This window comes from Paucilactobacillus vaccinostercus DSM 20634 (genome assembly GCF_001436295.1).
Classification (GTDB): Bacteria; Bacillota; Bacilli; order Lactobacillales; family Lactobacillaceae; genus Paucilactobacillus; species Paucilactobacillus vaccinostercus.
Genome location: NZ_AYYY01000027.1, coordinates 1 through 16095, shown reverse-complemented (window position 1 = coordinate 16095; position 16095 = coordinate 1). Strand labels below are relative to the sequence as shown.

The following is a 16095-nucleotide window of genomic DNA, read 5'->3' as shown; positions in this document are numbered from 1 at the left end:
TTTGCCTTTAACCCTACGGGCTAAAGGACCCTACACATTTGATTTGTCGAAACTTTATTCAGTTTTCAAAGGTCTACCATGTTGCTTCCTTTTGAATCAGCAACGCTATTAATAATAACAGATTGATAATTCAATGTCAACAACTTTTTTCTTGATCATTTTGATCATGGTGTTGTTAACGTCGGTGACAACGATTAATTACTATACACGGCTTTTCGTATCTCGTCAACACTATTTTTAAACTATTTTGTAAATTCCATTAAAAAAGCATCCCCCTTTAATAACGGGAATGCCTTAATCGAATAATATCTATTAAGAGTTATATACTTTATATGAAAACAAACGCATCATTTTCACTAAAAAAGATGACTCTAACAAGTCATCTTAATAAAAGCCTATTCTTCTGGTAGTTCTCCAGCATCATATACATCAGCAACATCATCGTTTGACTCAAGTTCATCAATCAGATGTTGATATTGAGATGCTTTGTCAGCAGGAACTGCAGTCGTATTTTGAGGAATCATTGTCACTTCAGCAGTATCCAAATCGTATCCCTTTTCTTGTAAGGCATCACGAACACTAGCTAAGTCACTTGGAACAGTGTAAATTTCAAATGCTGCCTCTTCAGTGTTCATATCTTCCGCACCAGCATCCAAGGCATCCATCAACATTGTATCTTCATCAGTGTCCAAATCTTCGCGAAGAATAACAATGTATCCACGGCGATCAAACATGTACGAAACCGATCCCGTAGCGCCAAGAGAGCCACCTGAATGAGTAAATGCTGAACGAACGGCAGCTGCGGTCCGGTTCTTGTTATCAGTCAATGCTGACACCATAATTGCAATACCACCAGGACCGTAGCCTTCATAGGTAATTTCGTCGAACTTAGCGCCACCGGCACCAGTTGCTTTATCAATCGCACGTTGAACATTGTCTTTCGGCATGTTGGCAGCACGAGCCTTATCCATTACCAAACGAAGTTGAGGGTTGTTTGCTGGATCAGGATCACCTGCTTTTGCGGCTTGATACAAGTCACGTGAAATTTTTTGGAAAATTTTGCCACGTTTGGCATCTTGGGCGTTTTTACGTCCTTGAATATTATGCCATTTTGAATGTCCTGACATAGTAACTCCTCTTTTCTATTTATTTTCAAATAACACACACGAAAAGTCTATCAAAATCAGCAAGTGATTTCAAGATTTAAAACTGTTTATCTATGATCGGTGGATAACTTTATTAATTCCCAATAGTAAAATCCCGATAATAATCGCCCCGATTAGGTAAATTAAGCTACTGCTAAAAATAGCATTCGGTAATTGCGGACTGAATGATGCTAAAACTTCCTGAGACGTTAAAACACTCGTCAGGACCATATTGGCACCCTTGATGATAATTAGGGTGAGAATCCCGCCAAATAATGCGACGATTCCCAACCAACTAAGCACATAACGTTTGAACAACGCAACAACCAATAACAAGACTAAAACGCCTCCACTGACAATTTGCATCACATTCACTGCTTGTTTAACCGTTGCCAGTTCATTACTAACGGTCGTCAGTTCGGTTGTATCTAACTGGTCATTAATCACCGATGTCATTTTTGCTCTTAATTCACTCTTAACCGTACTAGATAGGCTAACTGAGCCATAGCCCAAACTAGAAACTTTTTGATTAATTAATCGATCAACTCGATTATAGACTGGTGTGTAGTCAATACTAACTGTTTGATCATTGAACACATCACTAATTGCATCTTTTATCAATTCGTTAGCAATCTTTTTTGTCATGATTTTCTCAGACAATCCATACTGCGAAGCGCTCTGATTAACATCCGAAACGATCTCATCCCCAATTTGAGATTCGGTTATCTGATTGGCAACAAACTTTTCATTAAGTAAGGTTTGATTGGCAATCATCGTTATCATAAAAATAACGATAAATACTATCCCCAAAAATTTAGAACCAACATGGCGTTTTTGCTGCACGGGTTGTTGGCCCATTGAATGACGTTCCTGTCTTGATTGCAACTAATGATAGCCACCTTTCTATTTTGCTGAATCGCGTTCAACAAATCCATGAGGTAGGATAATATTGCGTTCGTCAACTTCTTCACTATTCATCAGCTTAGTCAACAATCGCATTGAAACGGCTCCAATATCATAGAGTGGTTGTGTCACTGAAGACATTTTGGGACGCGTGACTTCAGCATACTTGGTGTCATTTGACGTAATAATTTCGAACGCTTCTGGTACTTTCACGCCACGATCAGTCAAGCCATTTAGTAACCCGGCTGCAAGCTCATCATCACCAACAAACGCCGCTGAAATATCTGAATTTTGTAGCTGTTCAGCCAGCTTATAACCCGCATCATAAGATTCATTGGTTCCAAACACAGATGCGTCATCGAATTCAATTCCCGCTGCTTCGAGTGCCTGCTTATATCCGTTCAAACGATACTTCCCGTTGATTGCTTGATCAATGGGACCAGTAACTAAAGCAACATGTTGGTTGCCGTGGTTCAACAAGTTAGTTACCGCTTCTTTAGTTGCGGCAACATAGTCAATGCTGACACTAGGAAGATTATCCTCTTCTCCCATAAAACCAGAAACAACAACTGGGATCTGAGCGCGTTTAAATTCCTGCTTGATATCATCGCCGATCTTGTTACCCATAAATACAATTCCATCAACCTGCTTCGCTAGAAGTGTATTCACAACCTGTAACTCTTTACTACCATTTTCATCAGAGTTTGCCAGAATGATATTGTATTTGTACATCGATGCGATGTCATCAATTCCGAGCGCTAATTGCGCAAAAAAGGCATTCGTAACATCGGGAATGATAACCCCCACGGTTGTCGTTTTCTTACTTGCAAGACCACGTGCCACCGCATTTGGGCGATAATCCAATCGTTCAATAACGTCCAGCACCTTTTTGCGCGTTGCTGGTTTAACATTGGGATTACCATTTACAACCCGAGAGACAGTGGCCATCGAAACTGCTGCTTCTCTTGCGACATCGTAAATTGTGACTGTTTGTTTTTCCATTTACATTAAGCCCTTTCATTGTTGATTTAACTAGCTTTCATTTTCTTTCATAACTTAGCTAATATAGCAGATAATTACCAAAAGTGCAATCTGAAAACCCTATTTTTCGTAAAAATGACATATTTAGATATGGTATAATCGTATCTGATAAATAAAAAAGGAGCGAGTTTAATGACACAATTAGAAAAAGTACAGCAACAAGTCGCTGATCTTCACTTAGACGTTGCGTATCTGAGCGATCCAATGACAATCAATTATTTAACCGGGTTCGGTAGTGACCCCATCGAAAGAATCCTGGCATTACTCGTCTTTCCTGATCACGATCCCTTCATCTTTGCCCCCGCATTGGAAGTGGAAGCAATTAAGGATACCGGCTGGAAGTTTCCGGTATATGGCTACCTTGACCACGAACAGCCATTCCAAATGATTGCTAACCAAATCAAAAAAAGAAATCCCAATCCCAAAGTATGGGGAATTGAACAATCACAATTGACCGTTAGTCGCTTAAAATCATTGACCACTGAATTTCCCAATGCCACCTTTAATACCGACTTAACACCAAACATCGAAAAACTTCGGCTCATTAAGACCGAAGGCGAAATTAAAAAGCTTGATGAAGCTGGTAAATGGGCCGATTTTGCCTTCAAAGTGGGATTTGAAGCTGTTAAGGTTGGACAATCCGAGCAACAAATTGCAGCAACCTTAGAATATGCACTCAAACAACACGGTATCATGCAAATGAGTTTCGATACGCTTGTTCAAGCTGGTGCACACGCCGCTGAACCACATGGTGCCACTTCAATCAATAAGGTGCAAAACAATGAATTAGTTTTGTTCGACCTAGGTACCATCTACGAAGGCTATATCAGTGATGCTTCTAGAACCGTGGGTGTTGGCACGTTGACAGACAAACAAAAAGATATTTATCAAGTTTGCTTGGAAGCTCAACTAACAGCCCAAGCGGCTGCCAAACCAGGCATGACTGCCGCACAATTAGATAAAGTAGCTCGTGATATTATTGATCGTGCCGGCTACGGCGAATACTTTATTCACCGTCTCGGTCACGGTATGGGAATGAGTGAACATGAATTTCCATCAATCATGGCGGGAAATGACATGGAACTAGAACCTGGAATGTGCTTCTCAATTGAACCAGGAATTTACATTCCCGGCGTTGCAGGTGTCCGCATTGAGGATTGCGTTCATATTACCAAGGATGGCTGTTTACCATTTACTCATACTTCCAAGGACTTAACATTTGTTGACTAGTGATAAAAAAGCATGCGACGATTGAACACTATCAATCGTCGCATGCTTTTTGTTTACCGAATATGAATTGATTAGTCTTGATCAGATTCCGTATCCGTTTTGTCAATTACAATATCTTCTTCTGGTTGTTCGCGTGTCACTGACGATAACTGTTCCCGAATTGAAGCAGTTTGTTCGTCAAAATTGTCATTACTGAAGTGTGACAAGGCTTCATCCTTCTTTGTACTCAATTTATCACTTGTGTTTTGCACTTTTTCCTGAAAACTTTCCTTATAATCATCAGCATTATCAAGAAATTCTTCGGCTGTGTCCTCTGCTAATAATGCATAATCAATTGCATTTTCCTTTAAGTCAGTCCACGTCTGACGAGCAGTTTGTCGCAATTGTTCTTTTCGACTTTCAGATAATGACCGATATGCAACAAAGGCTACCGCACCACCGACCACTAAACCAGCTAATCCTTTTTTCATGAGTTTTCCTCCCATTTAATCTTGGCTATTTTTCTTGTTTCGATGTCGTTTCCAAATACTTGTAACCGCCGTCTTACCAAGCGTTGCAGCTAAACCTGTTCCTGCTGTTTTTTTAGCGCTCCCCTTGAATCGATCCGTCACCTTATGCGTTGCATCGTTCAACTCAGAAACACTCGTTCCCAAATCGGCAACTGCTTGAAATGCCGGATCAATCGTCGATACCTTTTGATTAACATCTTCTAGCAATTCATTGGCATTGCCTAAAATAACCTCAACTTCTTTACTAAGTGCATCGGCATCATTCGTTAATACCGCAACACTATTTTTAGTTTCTTTTAACGTTGCACTTAAGCGAACTAAAAATAGGCCGATAAATAAGACTAGAATTAAAAATGCGATTGCTGCAATTAACCCTGCGATTTGTCCCACCGTCATCCATGTTCCCTCCTTACAGAATAGACCACATTATATGTTCAAGCATATCACGTTACAAATTTCACCGCAACGAAATCTACATGAACGGTTCAAACAACGCTAGCAGTTCCCTAATTTTTTTGCTACTATACCAATAGTCTGTCAAATTGGAGGAGTTTTTGGTGAATCTGACTATACTCGCGTCTATCAACGCCAACATTTCAAAACAAACAACAAGTTTTACGAATTCATTAACCAAAATTAGCTGGCAATCAATTGCTGAACATGCACTTAGCCGGCTCTTAATGATTGTTACCATTACTGTCGCGTTCGCCTTTATTCTGTGGATCGGCCGCTGGCTAATCAATCGAACGTTTAAACGCTACCTCGCTAAAACGCCACTGGCACCGAACCGAACCAATACGATTCGCACCTTAACACTCAACATTTTCCGATATACATGTTTCTTTTTCTACCTTTACGCCATTCTTTCGCTCATCGGTGTACCTGTGGGGACGTTAATCGCCGGTGCCGGAATTTTCAGTATCGCTCTTGGACTTGGTGCCCAAGGATTTGTTAGCGATGTTGTGACTGGTTTCTTTATTTTAATCGAGCAACAAATTGATGTTGGTGATGTTATTCAAATCGGTACCATTAAAGGTACCGTCACCTCGCTTGGAATACGAACAACCCAAGTGACCAGTGCTGACGGTACCCTCAATTTTATCCCTAATCGTAATATTACCATCGTTAGTAACTTCTCCCGTAATAATATGCACGTCCAAATTGACATTCGCATTGACTCTAACGCACCACTTAATCAAATTAAGACGATCGTAACGAGTGTCAATGAAAAGCTGAACGCTCAATTTGCAGAGGTGACCTCCGGACCAGACATCGTGGGACCTACTTTGAACAGTAATAATTTACTTGTTTTTCGAATTACCGTTACAACCGAAAATGGTGCCCAAGAAAAAATTCGTAGTGCTTACCTTTCCGAGTATCTTAGTGCATTACAAGAGCAACACGTTACACTCATCAAGTATACCGATAAAAAGGACCTATCTTAATCACCGCTATAATAAAAACCTTCGAAAAAATTTTTTCGAAGGTTTTTATTATGCTTAAATTGTATTAAATCGATGTTCAAAATACCCCGTAATCGCACGAATTCCTGGTTCAATAGCCGCCGTATTAGGTGCCATTTTCTCACTGTGTAGTGAATAAGGACTGTCAACGCCCAACCAAAACATGGTTCCCGGAATCTTTGAAATCAAATAACCGAAGTCCTCTCCAGTCATCGCAGGTTTTGTCTCAATAAAGTTAACATCTGTTTGATGGCTCATATAATCAATAAAATCTGCGGTAATGGCAGGATTATTTTCAACGGGTAGATAACCACCCTGATGAAGCGTTAAATCAACCTGACAACCGTACGTTAATGCAACTCCTTCAGCAATACTACGGACCCGTTGCTGCATTAATCGATTATTATCCTGTGTTAATGCCCGAATTGTGCCATCAATATGTGCATGGCCGGCAATCACATTTCCTGTATCACCCGCAGTTAGGTGACCTAAAGTTACCACTCCACCTTGAATTGGATCAACACTCCGGCTAACAACCGATTGAATTTGCATGACAAACGCACTAGCCGCTACTACCATATCATTGGCATTATGTGGGTAGGCCGCATGCCCACTTTTACCATAAAAATCAGCATGAATTTCACATGTCCCAGCAAAGAGAGTTCCATTCAAACAGCCAATAGCACCAGCAGGTAGTTGCGGATTATCATGCAACGCATAAATTTCATCGGGCATCCATTCATCGAGAGCGCCACTTTGATAAAGCTGCATCCCCCCGCTATGATTTTCTTCAGATGGTTGAAAGATAAAAATCAAATCATACTGTGGTTGGTGATCGGCAAAATAACTCAAAACACCTAACGCCACCGTCATGTGAATATCGTGCCCACATGCATGACTAATCCCTTCGTGCTTCGATTTAAACGATAGACCAGTTTCCTCAGTAACGGGTAAAGCATCTATGTCCGTCCGATAGCCAATCCGTTTACTATGGTCTCGTCCAGCCACCTTCACAAGTATTGCAGTTGGCAATTGGGTCACCGTTTTAACCGTTAAGAAATCCTGTGGCATCTGCCCAATAACGGTGTTCAGAAAGTCATGTGTCTTAAATTCTTCCAGTCCAAGCTCAGGATACTGATGGAGATGACGGTAAATTTCTAACAATTGATTGTTTGATAACGTCATATTAATTTCAGCCTACAGCTTTCTTAATTCGTCCATTAATTCAGTCTTGCTCTTAGTTTTATCATCAATATCTTTAATCTTACGAGCAGGAACACCAGCAACCACCGTGTTTGGTTCAACGTCCTTTGTGACGACCGCGCCAGCACCAACGACTGAGCCTGCCCCAACATGTACGCCTTCCAAAACAACACAGTTTGCACCGATCAGCACATCGTCATCCACAATGACAGGCGTAGCCGAAGGTGGCTCTACCACGCCAGCTAACACAGTTCCAGCACCAATGTGGCAATTTTTTCCTACGATTGCACGGCCCCCGAGCACGGCGCCCATGTCAATCATGGTCCCTTCACCGATTTCAGCACCAATATTGATTTGTGCCCCCATCATCACAACGGCATTATCGCCAATGAGCACTTTTTCACGGATAACGGCACCGGGTTCGATCCGTGCATTAATTTCTTTCATATCAAGTAAGGGTACCCCTGAATTACGGCGATCATTCTCAATCTCATAATCCGCGATTACACCTTCATTAGCAGCTAAGAATGGCTTAACATCCTTCCAGTCACCAAAAATAACTCCACTTTGGTCATTTACAAATGGTCTGATCCCGTCTGGAAAGGTAACCTGTGCAAGATCACCTCGTAAATATACTTTAACAGGTGTCTTCTTTTCAGAATTACCAATGTAATTAATAATTGATTGTGCATCTAGCTTTGCCATGTGAAACTCCCCTTCTCTAACTACATTTGATCTTTAGTTATAATATCATACTCTTCATCAATATCATGAACAAGATGGTTAATTGCTTTAAAAAGTTCACGACGCGTTACAATCCCCGTAAAATCACCATTATCCGCCACAACTGGTAAAAATGGTTGATCCGTTAATAAGTGCAAATCTTGTTCAACATCATACGGATCGCTAATTGTTGGGGCATCTGTTTGCATGACATCCGCAACTTTAATTGTTTTTAGTTTTTCAACATTAATCGTTTCAGTTTCAAACATTTGTTCTGTAATCATGGCCAAGGATAATAATCCTTTATACCGACCATCATTATCAAGCACCACAATTTTAGCGTATTTGATTCGGGTTAAAACCAAAAATGCGTGGTATAAATTATTATTTTCTAACACGTTGGCAACAATGTTGGCGGGAATCAAAAATTTTTCTTTGTTTTCCGTTAACATATGCTCAACTGCTGAGTTAATCATCGAAAGCTCTCCCTTCATTAGCTCCATTGTAGCTAACTCGGTTTCAATTAGATACATAAAAAACAGATGATAATAAAGTTTTACACTTTACACACGGTTACTTCTTTTCGCGTTCAAACTCGAGACGAAGTTCCGGTATTGCGTTCATCGAACGATTGTAGTACTGGACCGTAAATCGAGTTGACTGCACATCTACAATGGCAAAGGTACCGCCCAAACGCGCATACCGACCGCGTGGCAAGCTAATGCTGCCTGGATTCACATACAAGATTCCCTGACTATATATCGCACTTAGTTGATGAGTATGCCCATAAGCAACGATATCAGCATGTTGCTCCTGCGCCAAAAACGCCAAGTTGTTCATGGTAAAGTTAACATTTTGCAAATGCCCATGAGTCACCAACAATCGCTGGATGCCAACTTCTAACAGTTGCTGTTTGGCGAACGGCTGACCGAAATCATTGTTTCCCAACACACTGGGCATGCTTTCAAATAGTGGGTCATTAACCGCCATTTCTGAATCACCACAGTGAACCATAATGTCCACCGAAGTTTTAAACGTGGCCGCAATGGTTGTCAATATTTCACGATCTCCGTGATTATCACTGACAATTAAAATTTTCATTCTTCCGTCCACCAACTTTCAAACTGCGTCATCATCTGGCGCATTGCTCGTCCTCGATGGCTGACACTATTTTTCTGTTCATCAGTTAATTCCGCCATGGCACTATTCAATTTCGGCAAGAAAAATAACGGATCATAACCGAAGCCGTTTTCACCTCGCCGTTGAGTTAAAATTAGCCCATTCACATCGCCATTGGCTACAAGCTTTTGTCCGTTGGGTTTCAGCGCCACCAACGTCGTATGAAAGTGCGCCGTTCGTTGATCCATCGAAACACCCACCAAGTTCGCTAACAATTTATCATTATTGGCATCATCATCATGATCCCCCGCATATCGTGCAGAATGAATTCCAGGTGCCCCGTCCAACGCATCGACTACAAGGCCAGAATCATCAGCGACTACTGGTAGTTGAGTCGCAGTTACGACAGCCTGAGCCTTAATTAAAGCATTTTCTTCAAAAGTTGTCCCATTTTCTTCTATTTCAATCGGTCGGTCAAAGTCCGCCAACGTCTTCACTTCAATTTGCCATGGCGCAAACAACTCACGGTATTCACGCGCCTTATTGGGATTTTTAGTTGCTACAACAATTTGCTTCATACTAATCTCCTAGCTTAATGTTTGAAACATCAATCATCTTATTTTCTAACCATTGCCCAGCGACATTCCGAAATTCAATTGGATCGCCGGTTGTAAAATACCAAGTTCGCGCTTTGGGAGCATCCGATAACCCATCAAGCGCTATCAATTGGTCTTTGACAAACTGGGCAGTGGCCGCCCCCGCATCAACCAATGGAATTGGCGTCCTCAGCGCCTGCTGAATTTCAGCTTGTAACAACGGAAAATGGGTGCAGCCGTAAATAATTGCATCCACTGGATGCTCATTGAAGAACTGCATTTTTTCAGCAACTACTTGCCGGGCATGATCAGTTTTCATCATATTCTTTTCAACAAGTGTCACGAATTCCTGGCAAGCCAATCCAATGACCTGGCTATTGGGATCAAGCGCTTGAATCTGTTTGGAGTATGCTTGACTTTCAATCGTCTTTTCCGTGGCAATAACACCAATTCGTTGGTGATTCGGTAATGCAAGCGCCGCATGACTACCAGGACTGATAACCCCAACCACCGGAATCGGTAACTGTGCTTTCAGATATTCCAAGGCCGCAGCTGTCGCCGTGTTACAGGCAATAATCATCAATTTAATATCATATTCAAGTAAAAAGCGAGCAATTTGAAGGCAAAATTGTTGGATCTCTTCAACCGGCCGGATACCATATGGTAACCGTGCTTGATCACCAACAAATACAATTGATTCATGCGGTAGTTCCCGTTGCAATACCTTGGCAACTGTGAGGCCACCGATGCCAGAATCCATGATCCCGATTGGGCGTTTGTCCATTATTCTCGTCTCCTCTCACCAATCTCTGATTCTTAATTATTACGTTGTCTTTAGATTTTTTCAAGGAAAATAACCTAATTAATCCTTTAACCGACTTAATTAACCTGTATAATAGTGATTGATTAAATAAAGGAGTGCACTTATGTCTCAACGATTATACGAACAACTATTACATGATTCGGCTGGCCTACCTCAATCCGTACTACGCGATGTCCTCATCCCCGCCGTTTTAGATAAAGAAACCGATGGTATTTTATACTGGGCCGGTAAGGATTTGGCTCGGCAATTTCCGGTTGAAAGTACCTCATCCATTGTCGCACTATTTGATCAACTCGGTTTTGGCCATCTGAAATTAAAAAAGCAAACTAGCAAACAACAAATCTGGCTATTAGACGGTCAATTAGTCACCGATCGTCTTACACTACCACGACCTAACTTTACATTGGAAGCCGGTTTTCTGGCACAGCAAATTGAACTACAAACCAATGCAACGACCGAAGCCCAGGTCACCGAACAAAAGAAAAACATGGTCGAAATCTTAGTTCAACATAATATTAAGGATTCAGCTAGTGATATTGAACCAGTTGAGTTTCTTCAATTGGAAACACCACAGACTGATGACGCCGAATAAAAAACGCTTGCCAACAAGGCAAGCGTTTTTTCTGTGATCACTAATTAAAGATATTGGTTCAAAAGTTGACTCAACTGTTCTTTTGAGTGATAGCCAACAATCGTATCTACTACTTGACCATCTTTTTTGACAACCAAGGTTGGAATACTCATGATGCCAAATTCTTGTGGTGTATTCGGGTTTTGGTCAACATCCATCTTGTTAAATGTGACATTCGTCATCTCTTCGGATAACTGTTCAACAACGGGTGATTGCATCCGACAAGGGCCACACCAAGTTGCCCAAAAATCTGTTAATGTCACACCTGTTGCGGTGTCTTTTTTAAATGTTTGATCTGTTGTTTCTGCGACTGCCATTTCAAATTCCCCCTTAATTTATGATTATCCATAGTGTACCAAAAGTTTTTTAAAATACAAATTTATTTGCTTACTTTTAATCAGTTTAAATTTGCTTACAAAAAGACGATCGTGGCACCATCACCACCCGCATTAGGAGCTGCGTATTCGAATGACTTCACTCGCGGATTACTTTGCAGATACTGGTGGGTTCCTTTCCGTAAAGCGCCGGTGCCCTTACCGTGAATAATGGTTACTGACGGTAAATTATTTAAGATAGCATGGTCAATAAACCGTTCCACTTCTTGCATTGCTTCTTCATAGCGGTGCCCCCGCAAATCAAGTCTTGCGGACGTCTGTCGTGTCTGTTGTGTGTGGACCATTGCCCGTCTTGGCTTCTTTTCTGTTTCTTGAATATTCGTCTTATCCGTCTTTTCCAAGTCACTTTCGGCAACCTTCATCTTAAGAATTCCTAGTTGAACTTCCCAATCTTGTTTGCCCATCTTGCGTGTCAGCTCGCCATACTGGCCATATGACTTCACCAATACCGCATCACCCACCTTCAGGTTATGTTTGCGTTTTTCACGTTGCAGGACCTTATTTTGCTTTAAACGCGGGTCATCGACATGTAAGGCATTCAGGGCGCCCTTTGCATCAATCAGCTGGTTTTCTTTAACGTTTACCCCTTGCTGACGTTCCATCTCACGCAGATGACTAATAATTTTATCAGCTTGTTTCCGTGCATCGGCAACCAAGTGATTTGCTTCAACCCGTGCCTTTTGATTCATTTGTTCCTTATTATTCTCAAACTGACTCAGTTTCTGTTTCAGCTCTTTTTGTAGTGCTTCGGCATCGTGTAACTGGCCCTCTAAGGCTGTCGCATGATCATGTGCTTGTTTTCGTTGCGCCACCAAGTCACCAATCATATCATTAAGGTCCTGGCTGTCATCGTCGGTTAACGACCGTGCTTCTGTGATAATTTGAGGATCAATTCCCAATCGAGTGGCGATCTCAAACGCATTAGAACGACCTGGTATTCCCAATAACAGCCGATAAGTTGGTTGAAGCGTTTCCTGATCAAATTCCATGCTGGCATTCATCGTTTCAGGACGATCATACCCGTAGACTTTGAGTTCTGGATAGTGGGTCGTGACCATCACATAGCTCCCCTTAGTTCCAATTGCATCCAGAATCGCCATCGCGAGTGCTGCTCCCTCCTTAGGATCCGTTCCGGCTCCTAATTCGTCTAGCAAAACTAGGCTGCGATCATCCAACTGATCTAAAATTCGTTTGACGTTTTCGATATGGCCTGAAAAAGTACTGAGATTTTGTTCCAGTGACTGTTCATCGCCAATATCAGCAAAAATATTACTGAAAACGCCGACCGTACTCTCTTCATCAGCCGTAATGTATAATCCAGACTGCGCCATCAACTGAAGAAGTCCCATTGTTTTTAGCGTAATGGTCTTCCCACCCGTATTAGGTCCCGAAATAATAATCGCCTTATACGACTCACCAATAATAATATCGTTAGCCACCATCTTTTGAGGATCGATCAATGGATGGCGTGCCTTTCGTAACGCCACATGATTGTCTGCACTCACAATTGGCAATGTCGCCTTCGTCGCATGTGCTAGCAATGCCTTGGCATTTACAAAATCCAAATGACCAAGAATCCCTTCATTGTGCTTAATTTCAAATCGGTAAGGAACTAATAACGCTGATAATTCAGTCAAAATTCGTTGTTCTTCATGGCGCTCCTCGATTTGAGCCTCACGCAACTTATTATTTAACTCCATAACTGCCTGTGGTTCAATAAATAGCGTTTGGCCTGTTTGACTTTGGTCATGTACCACGCCACCAAAGTGACTCCGGTAGTTTGCCTGGACGGGCAAGACATACCGCTCATTACGCATAGTCACAATCGCATCACTTAAATACTTCGCGTCTTTACCACGCGTATAGTCTTCCATCTTTTGACGAATCAGTGTTTCGTTTCGTGTGATCTTTTCACGCAGGCCGTGTAATTTAGGCGATGCTTCATCCGTTAACCGACCATCGTCTTCTAGTGCGTCAACCAATTGCTTTGTAATCGTTGGAATCGTCACTAACTCGTCAACGTAGTGTTCAATCGCCCGCACATCAATTTCTTGTTGCCGTAATTTTTCAAAGAACGTTTTGACCGTGGCACTTGCCCGCAATACACGACTCACCTGAGCAAGTTCAGTCCCATTGAGGGTCGCCTTAATCTTGAGTCGCTTAAGTTGTGTTGAGATATCACTCAACGTTGGAATTGGGATTCCCCCGGCCAGCCGAAGAATATCAGCTCCGGCGGTGGTTTCCGCCAACAACTGAGTCACAATTGTCATGTCGGCCTCGGGTTGGAGCTGTTCCAACTCTTTTTTGCCGGCCGCAGAAACTAAGTACGGCGACAGCTGTCCCTTAATTTTATCAAACGCCATTGTTTCTAATATTTTTGTGTTCATTTATCTATTCCTTTAATTTAACGATTTGACAGCCACGTGATAAACTGTTGTGATATCACTGGCGTGTTATGAATCATCCATTGTGCAACCACGGAAGAACTGAGTTGGTTTTGCCACCCATCATTGGGGAAAACTTGAAACACTACCAGAATTGCAAATACCGTCACATACACCAATCCTAAACTAATAATTCCGCCGGCAACCGCATTAGCTTGGTGAATAACCGGTAATTTAGTCAACAAATTCAAACGTCGGCTCCCCCAGTGACAGAGCCCAATCACAATCCCAAAAATAATCATGAAGGCAATCCCGTTATAGAAAAACGCATTGCCGTTACTCAGTTGACTGCTATTCGCCGTTTGTGAAGTTAAAATTGGGAAAAAGCCAGCAAGCCAATTGCCAATCGTGGTTGCCCCGGCCTTAGCAACCACGATTGCGATCACGTAACTAACAATATTCAGTAGCATTCGTAACAGGCCCTGACGTTTTCCGTGAAAGAATCCCCAAACTAGTAAGCATAAAATTATAATTGTCAGTATCATCGAGTTGCTTCCTTACTGGTCTTGCTCATGAAGTCGTTCAACTTCCTTTTGTTTTTCAATTTGGTCAGCAACCGCATTGAAAGCAACTAAATTAGCCCGCTGCAGAGCCGATAATTTAGGATTAACTTCCTTCAAGTATTCAATCTGTTCGTTTACCAATTGTTCAGCAACCTTCACATGCTCCGCCGATCCTGGTCCGGCAATGGTGTAGGTTTCACCATCAATTTCAATTTTATATCTTTTCTTTACATTTTCACTCATTATGGGCCTCCTAAAAAGACTATCTGTAATATTCTATCATTATCAATTTTTAATTACTATTGGAAAGATTATGCTACACTAAATTCATCAAGTTTAAAGGATGTCAGTCATGCAAGAAGTTCATCAAGTTTCATCGGCCGAGATTACTCGGTTAAAACAATATTATACATCGTCGCTTACTTCAACCCCACCTGGTGCAGTATTTCGTGCTAAAAAAAATGGAACGGTTGTCACAGCTTACCGGTCAGGTAAAGTAATGTTTCAAGGCCCCCATATTCAATCTGAGCTCGCTCGGTGGCATTTTACCCCACAAGCTGCGGCAACCACATCCCATACCAGCACACATCGTCACGCTACGTCCCAACCATTGCCCACTGGTTTTGCAACGTGGTCGGTGCTTGGCTCTGACGAAGTCGGAACTGGCAGCTTCTTTGGACCACTCACTGTAGCCGCAGTATTCGTCGATCGTGATCACTTGGATACCGTGAAAGCCCTTGGCATTCAAGATTCAAAGAAGCTCACCGATCCCGAAATCATTAAAATGGCTAAGCAGCTAATTACCTTTCTACCGTACCATGTTGTTAATTTAATGCCCGATAAGTATAACCAATTAATGGCACGCTACCATAATCAAGGCCAGCTCAAAGCCCTCTGTCACAACCTAGCCCTCCAAAAGGTCTTGCAAAAAATTCAGCCAACGACTCCTGATGCAATCTTAATTGATCAGTTTGTCGCCCCCGCTACCTACTATCGCTACTTGAAGGGGCAACCAGTCATTCTCAAGGACCACGTCTACTTTCAAATCAAGGGTGAACAGGCTCATCTTGCTGTTGCAGCCGCCTCGGTACTCGCGCGCTATGTGTCACTACAGGTGATGGATCAGCTTACGGAACAGGCTGGCATTACCCTACCAATTGGTGCCGGCAATGCTGTCGATCAAATTGCAGCCAAGCTGCTGCACCGCGGTCTTTCACTTGATCAGTTTGCCAAGGTCCATTTCGCTAACACACAAAAAGCCCAAGCAATTGCCACACACTTAAAGTAAAAAGCCTCGTGAGATTTTTCTCAGGCTATACTCCTTCTTGGGTAGACAAGCAAATAATTAAAGCTTGCCTTCCTAGGAA

The 16095-nt window shown here is 42.0% G+C and carries 19 protein-coding genes; 4 read left to right on the top strand and 15 right to left on the bottom strand.

What is annotated here, in order from left to right; translation table 11 throughout:
• Positions 1-395: 395 nt before the first annotated feature.
• The 3 genes from FC26_RS07020 to ccpA form a co-directional block, all read right to left on the bottom strand.
• On the bottom strand, positions 396-1127 hold the full coding sequence (locus FC26_RS07020; protein WP_057779135.1) for a YebC/PmpR family DNA-binding transcriptional regulator: 732 nt from the start codon (positions 1125-1127) through the stop codon (positions 396-398).
• Between the two features lie 90 nt (positions 1128-1217).
• Positions 1218-2030 carry a hypothetical protein gene (locus FC26_RS07015; RefSeq protein WP_157061102.1) on the bottom strand — a complete coding sequence of 271 codons (813 nt, stop codon included), beginning with the start codon at positions 2028-2030 and terminating at the stop codon, positions 1218-1220.
• Positions 2031-2048: 18 nt separating this feature from the next.
• Positions 2049-3050, bottom strand: coding sequence for a catabolite control protein A (ccpA, locus tag FC26_RS07010; RefSeq protein WP_057779132.1), 1002 nt, complete (start codon positions 3048-3050; stop codon positions 2049-2051).
• A gap of 171 nt (positions 3051-3221) precedes the next feature.
• Here ccpA and FC26_RS07005 point away from each other — a divergent pair, with 171 nt between their 5' ends.
• Positions 3222-4319, top strand: a complete 1098-nt coding sequence (locus FC26_RS07005) for an aminopeptidase P family protein (protein ID WP_057779130.1) — start codon at positions 3222-3224, stop codon at positions 4317-4319.
• A gap of 71 nt (positions 4320-4390) precedes the next feature.
• On the opposite strand, the gene FC26_RS07000 is transcribed toward FC26_RS07005, so the two are convergent.
• On the bottom strand, positions 4391-4789 hold the full coding sequence (locus FC26_RS07000) for a YtxH domain-containing protein (RefSeq protein ID WP_057779128.1): 399 nt from the start codon (positions 4787-4789) through the stop codon (positions 4391-4393).
• A gap of 15 nt (positions 4790-4804) precedes the next feature.
• Entirely contained in the window at positions 4805-5224 is a 420-nt protein-coding gene (locus FC26_RS06995) for a DUF948 domain-containing protein (protein ID WP_057779126.1), read from the bottom strand.
• A gap of 173 nt (positions 5225-5397) precedes the next feature.
• On the opposite strand from FC26_RS06995, the gene FC26_RS06990 reads away from it, so the two are divergent.
• On the top strand, positions 5398-6273 hold the full coding sequence (locus tag FC26_RS06990) for a mechanosensitive ion channel family protein (protein ID WP_420835222.1): 876 nt from the start codon (positions 5398-5400) through the stop codon (positions 6271-6273).
• A gap of 54 nt (positions 6274-6327) precedes the next feature.
• On the opposite strand, the gene FC26_RS06985 is transcribed toward FC26_RS06990, so the two are convergent.
• The 6 genes from FC26_RS06985 to murI form a co-directional block, all read right to left on the bottom strand.
• Positions 6328-7476 carry an N-acetyldiaminopimelate deacetylase gene (locus FC26_RS06985; protein ID WP_057779123.1) on the bottom strand — a complete coding sequence of 383 codons (1149 nt, stop codon included), beginning with the start codon at positions 7474-7476 and terminating at the stop codon, positions 6328-6330.
• Between the two features lie 12 nt (positions 7477-7488).
• A complete protein-coding gene (gene dapD / locus FC26_RS06980; RefSeq protein ID WP_057779122.1) occupies positions 7489-8199 on the bottom strand; it encodes a 2,3,4,5-tetrahydropyridine-2,6-dicarboxylate N-acetyltransferase in 711 nt (236 codons plus the stop codon).
• A 20-nt stretch (positions 8200-8219) separates the two neighbouring features.
• Complete coding sequence (cbpB, locus tag FC26_RS06975) at positions 8220-8693, bottom strand: cyclic-di-AMP-binding protein CbpB (protein ID WP_057779120.1); 474 nt, start codon at positions 8691-8693, stop codon at positions 8220-8222.
• A 97-nt stretch (positions 8694-8790) separates the two neighbouring features.
• Positions 8791-9318, bottom strand: coding sequence for a metallophosphoesterase (locus tag FC26_RS06970; RefSeq protein ID WP_057779117.1), 528 nt, complete (start codon positions 9316-9318; stop codon positions 8791-8793).
• Positions 9315-9914: an XTP/dITP diphosphatase gene (locus FC26_RS06965; protein ID WP_057779115.1), complete on the bottom strand. Its 600-nt coding sequence runs from the start codon at positions 9912-9914 to the stop codon at positions 9315-9317. Before FC26_RS06965 ends, FC26_RS06970 begins: the two co-directional genes overlap by 4 nt.
• Before the next feature lies 1 nt (position 9915).
• Positions 9916-10716 (bottom strand): glutamate racemase, encoded by an 801-nt coding sequence (murI, locus tag FC26_RS06960; RefSeq protein ID WP_057779114.1) that lies wholly within the window; start codon positions 10714-10716, stop codon positions 9916-9918.
• A 142-nt stretch (positions 10717-10858) separates the two neighbouring features.
• On the opposite strand from murI, the gene FC26_RS06955 reads away from it, so the two are divergent.
• The gene (locus tag FC26_RS06955; protein ID WP_083483774.1) at positions 10859-11347 is read left to right on the top strand and encodes a YslB family protein; all 489 of its coding nucleotides are present in this window, start codon (positions 10859-10861) and stop codon (positions 11345-11347) included.
• Between the two features lie 44 nt (positions 11348-11391).
• On the opposite strand, the gene trxA is transcribed toward FC26_RS06955, so the two are convergent.
• From trxA to zapA, 4 genes are all read right to left on the bottom strand, one after another.
• The gene (gene trxA, locus FC26_RS06950; protein WP_057779111.1) at positions 11392-11703 is read right to left on the bottom strand and encodes a thioredoxin; all 312 of its coding nucleotides are present in this window, start codon (positions 11701-11703) and stop codon (positions 11392-11394) included.
• A gap of 95 nt (positions 11704-11798) precedes the next feature.
• On the bottom strand, positions 11799-14168 hold the full coding sequence (locus FC26_RS06945; RefSeq protein ID WP_057779109.1) for an endonuclease MutS2: 2370 nt from the start codon (positions 14166-14168) through the stop codon (positions 11799-11801).
• A gap of 17 nt (positions 14169-14185) precedes the next feature.
• Positions 14186-14710, bottom strand: coding sequence for a CvpA family protein (locus tag FC26_RS06940; RefSeq protein ID WP_057779107.1), 525 nt, complete (start codon positions 14708-14710; stop codon positions 14186-14188).
• Positions 14711-14722: 12 nt separating this feature from the next.
• Complete coding sequence (zapA, locus tag FC26_RS06935) at positions 14723-14971, bottom strand: cell division protein ZapA (RefSeq protein WP_057779105.1); 249 nt, start codon at positions 14969-14971, stop codon at positions 14723-14725.
• Positions 14972-15080: 109 nt separating this feature from the next.
• On the opposite strand from zapA, the gene rnhC reads away from it, so the two are divergent.
• The gene (gene rnhC / locus FC26_RS06930; RefSeq protein ID WP_057779102.1) at positions 15081-16016 is read left to right on the top strand and encodes a ribonuclease HIII; all 936 of its coding nucleotides are present in this window, start codon (positions 15081-15083) and stop codon (positions 16014-16016) included.
• Positions 16017-16095: the final 79 nt, after the last annotated feature.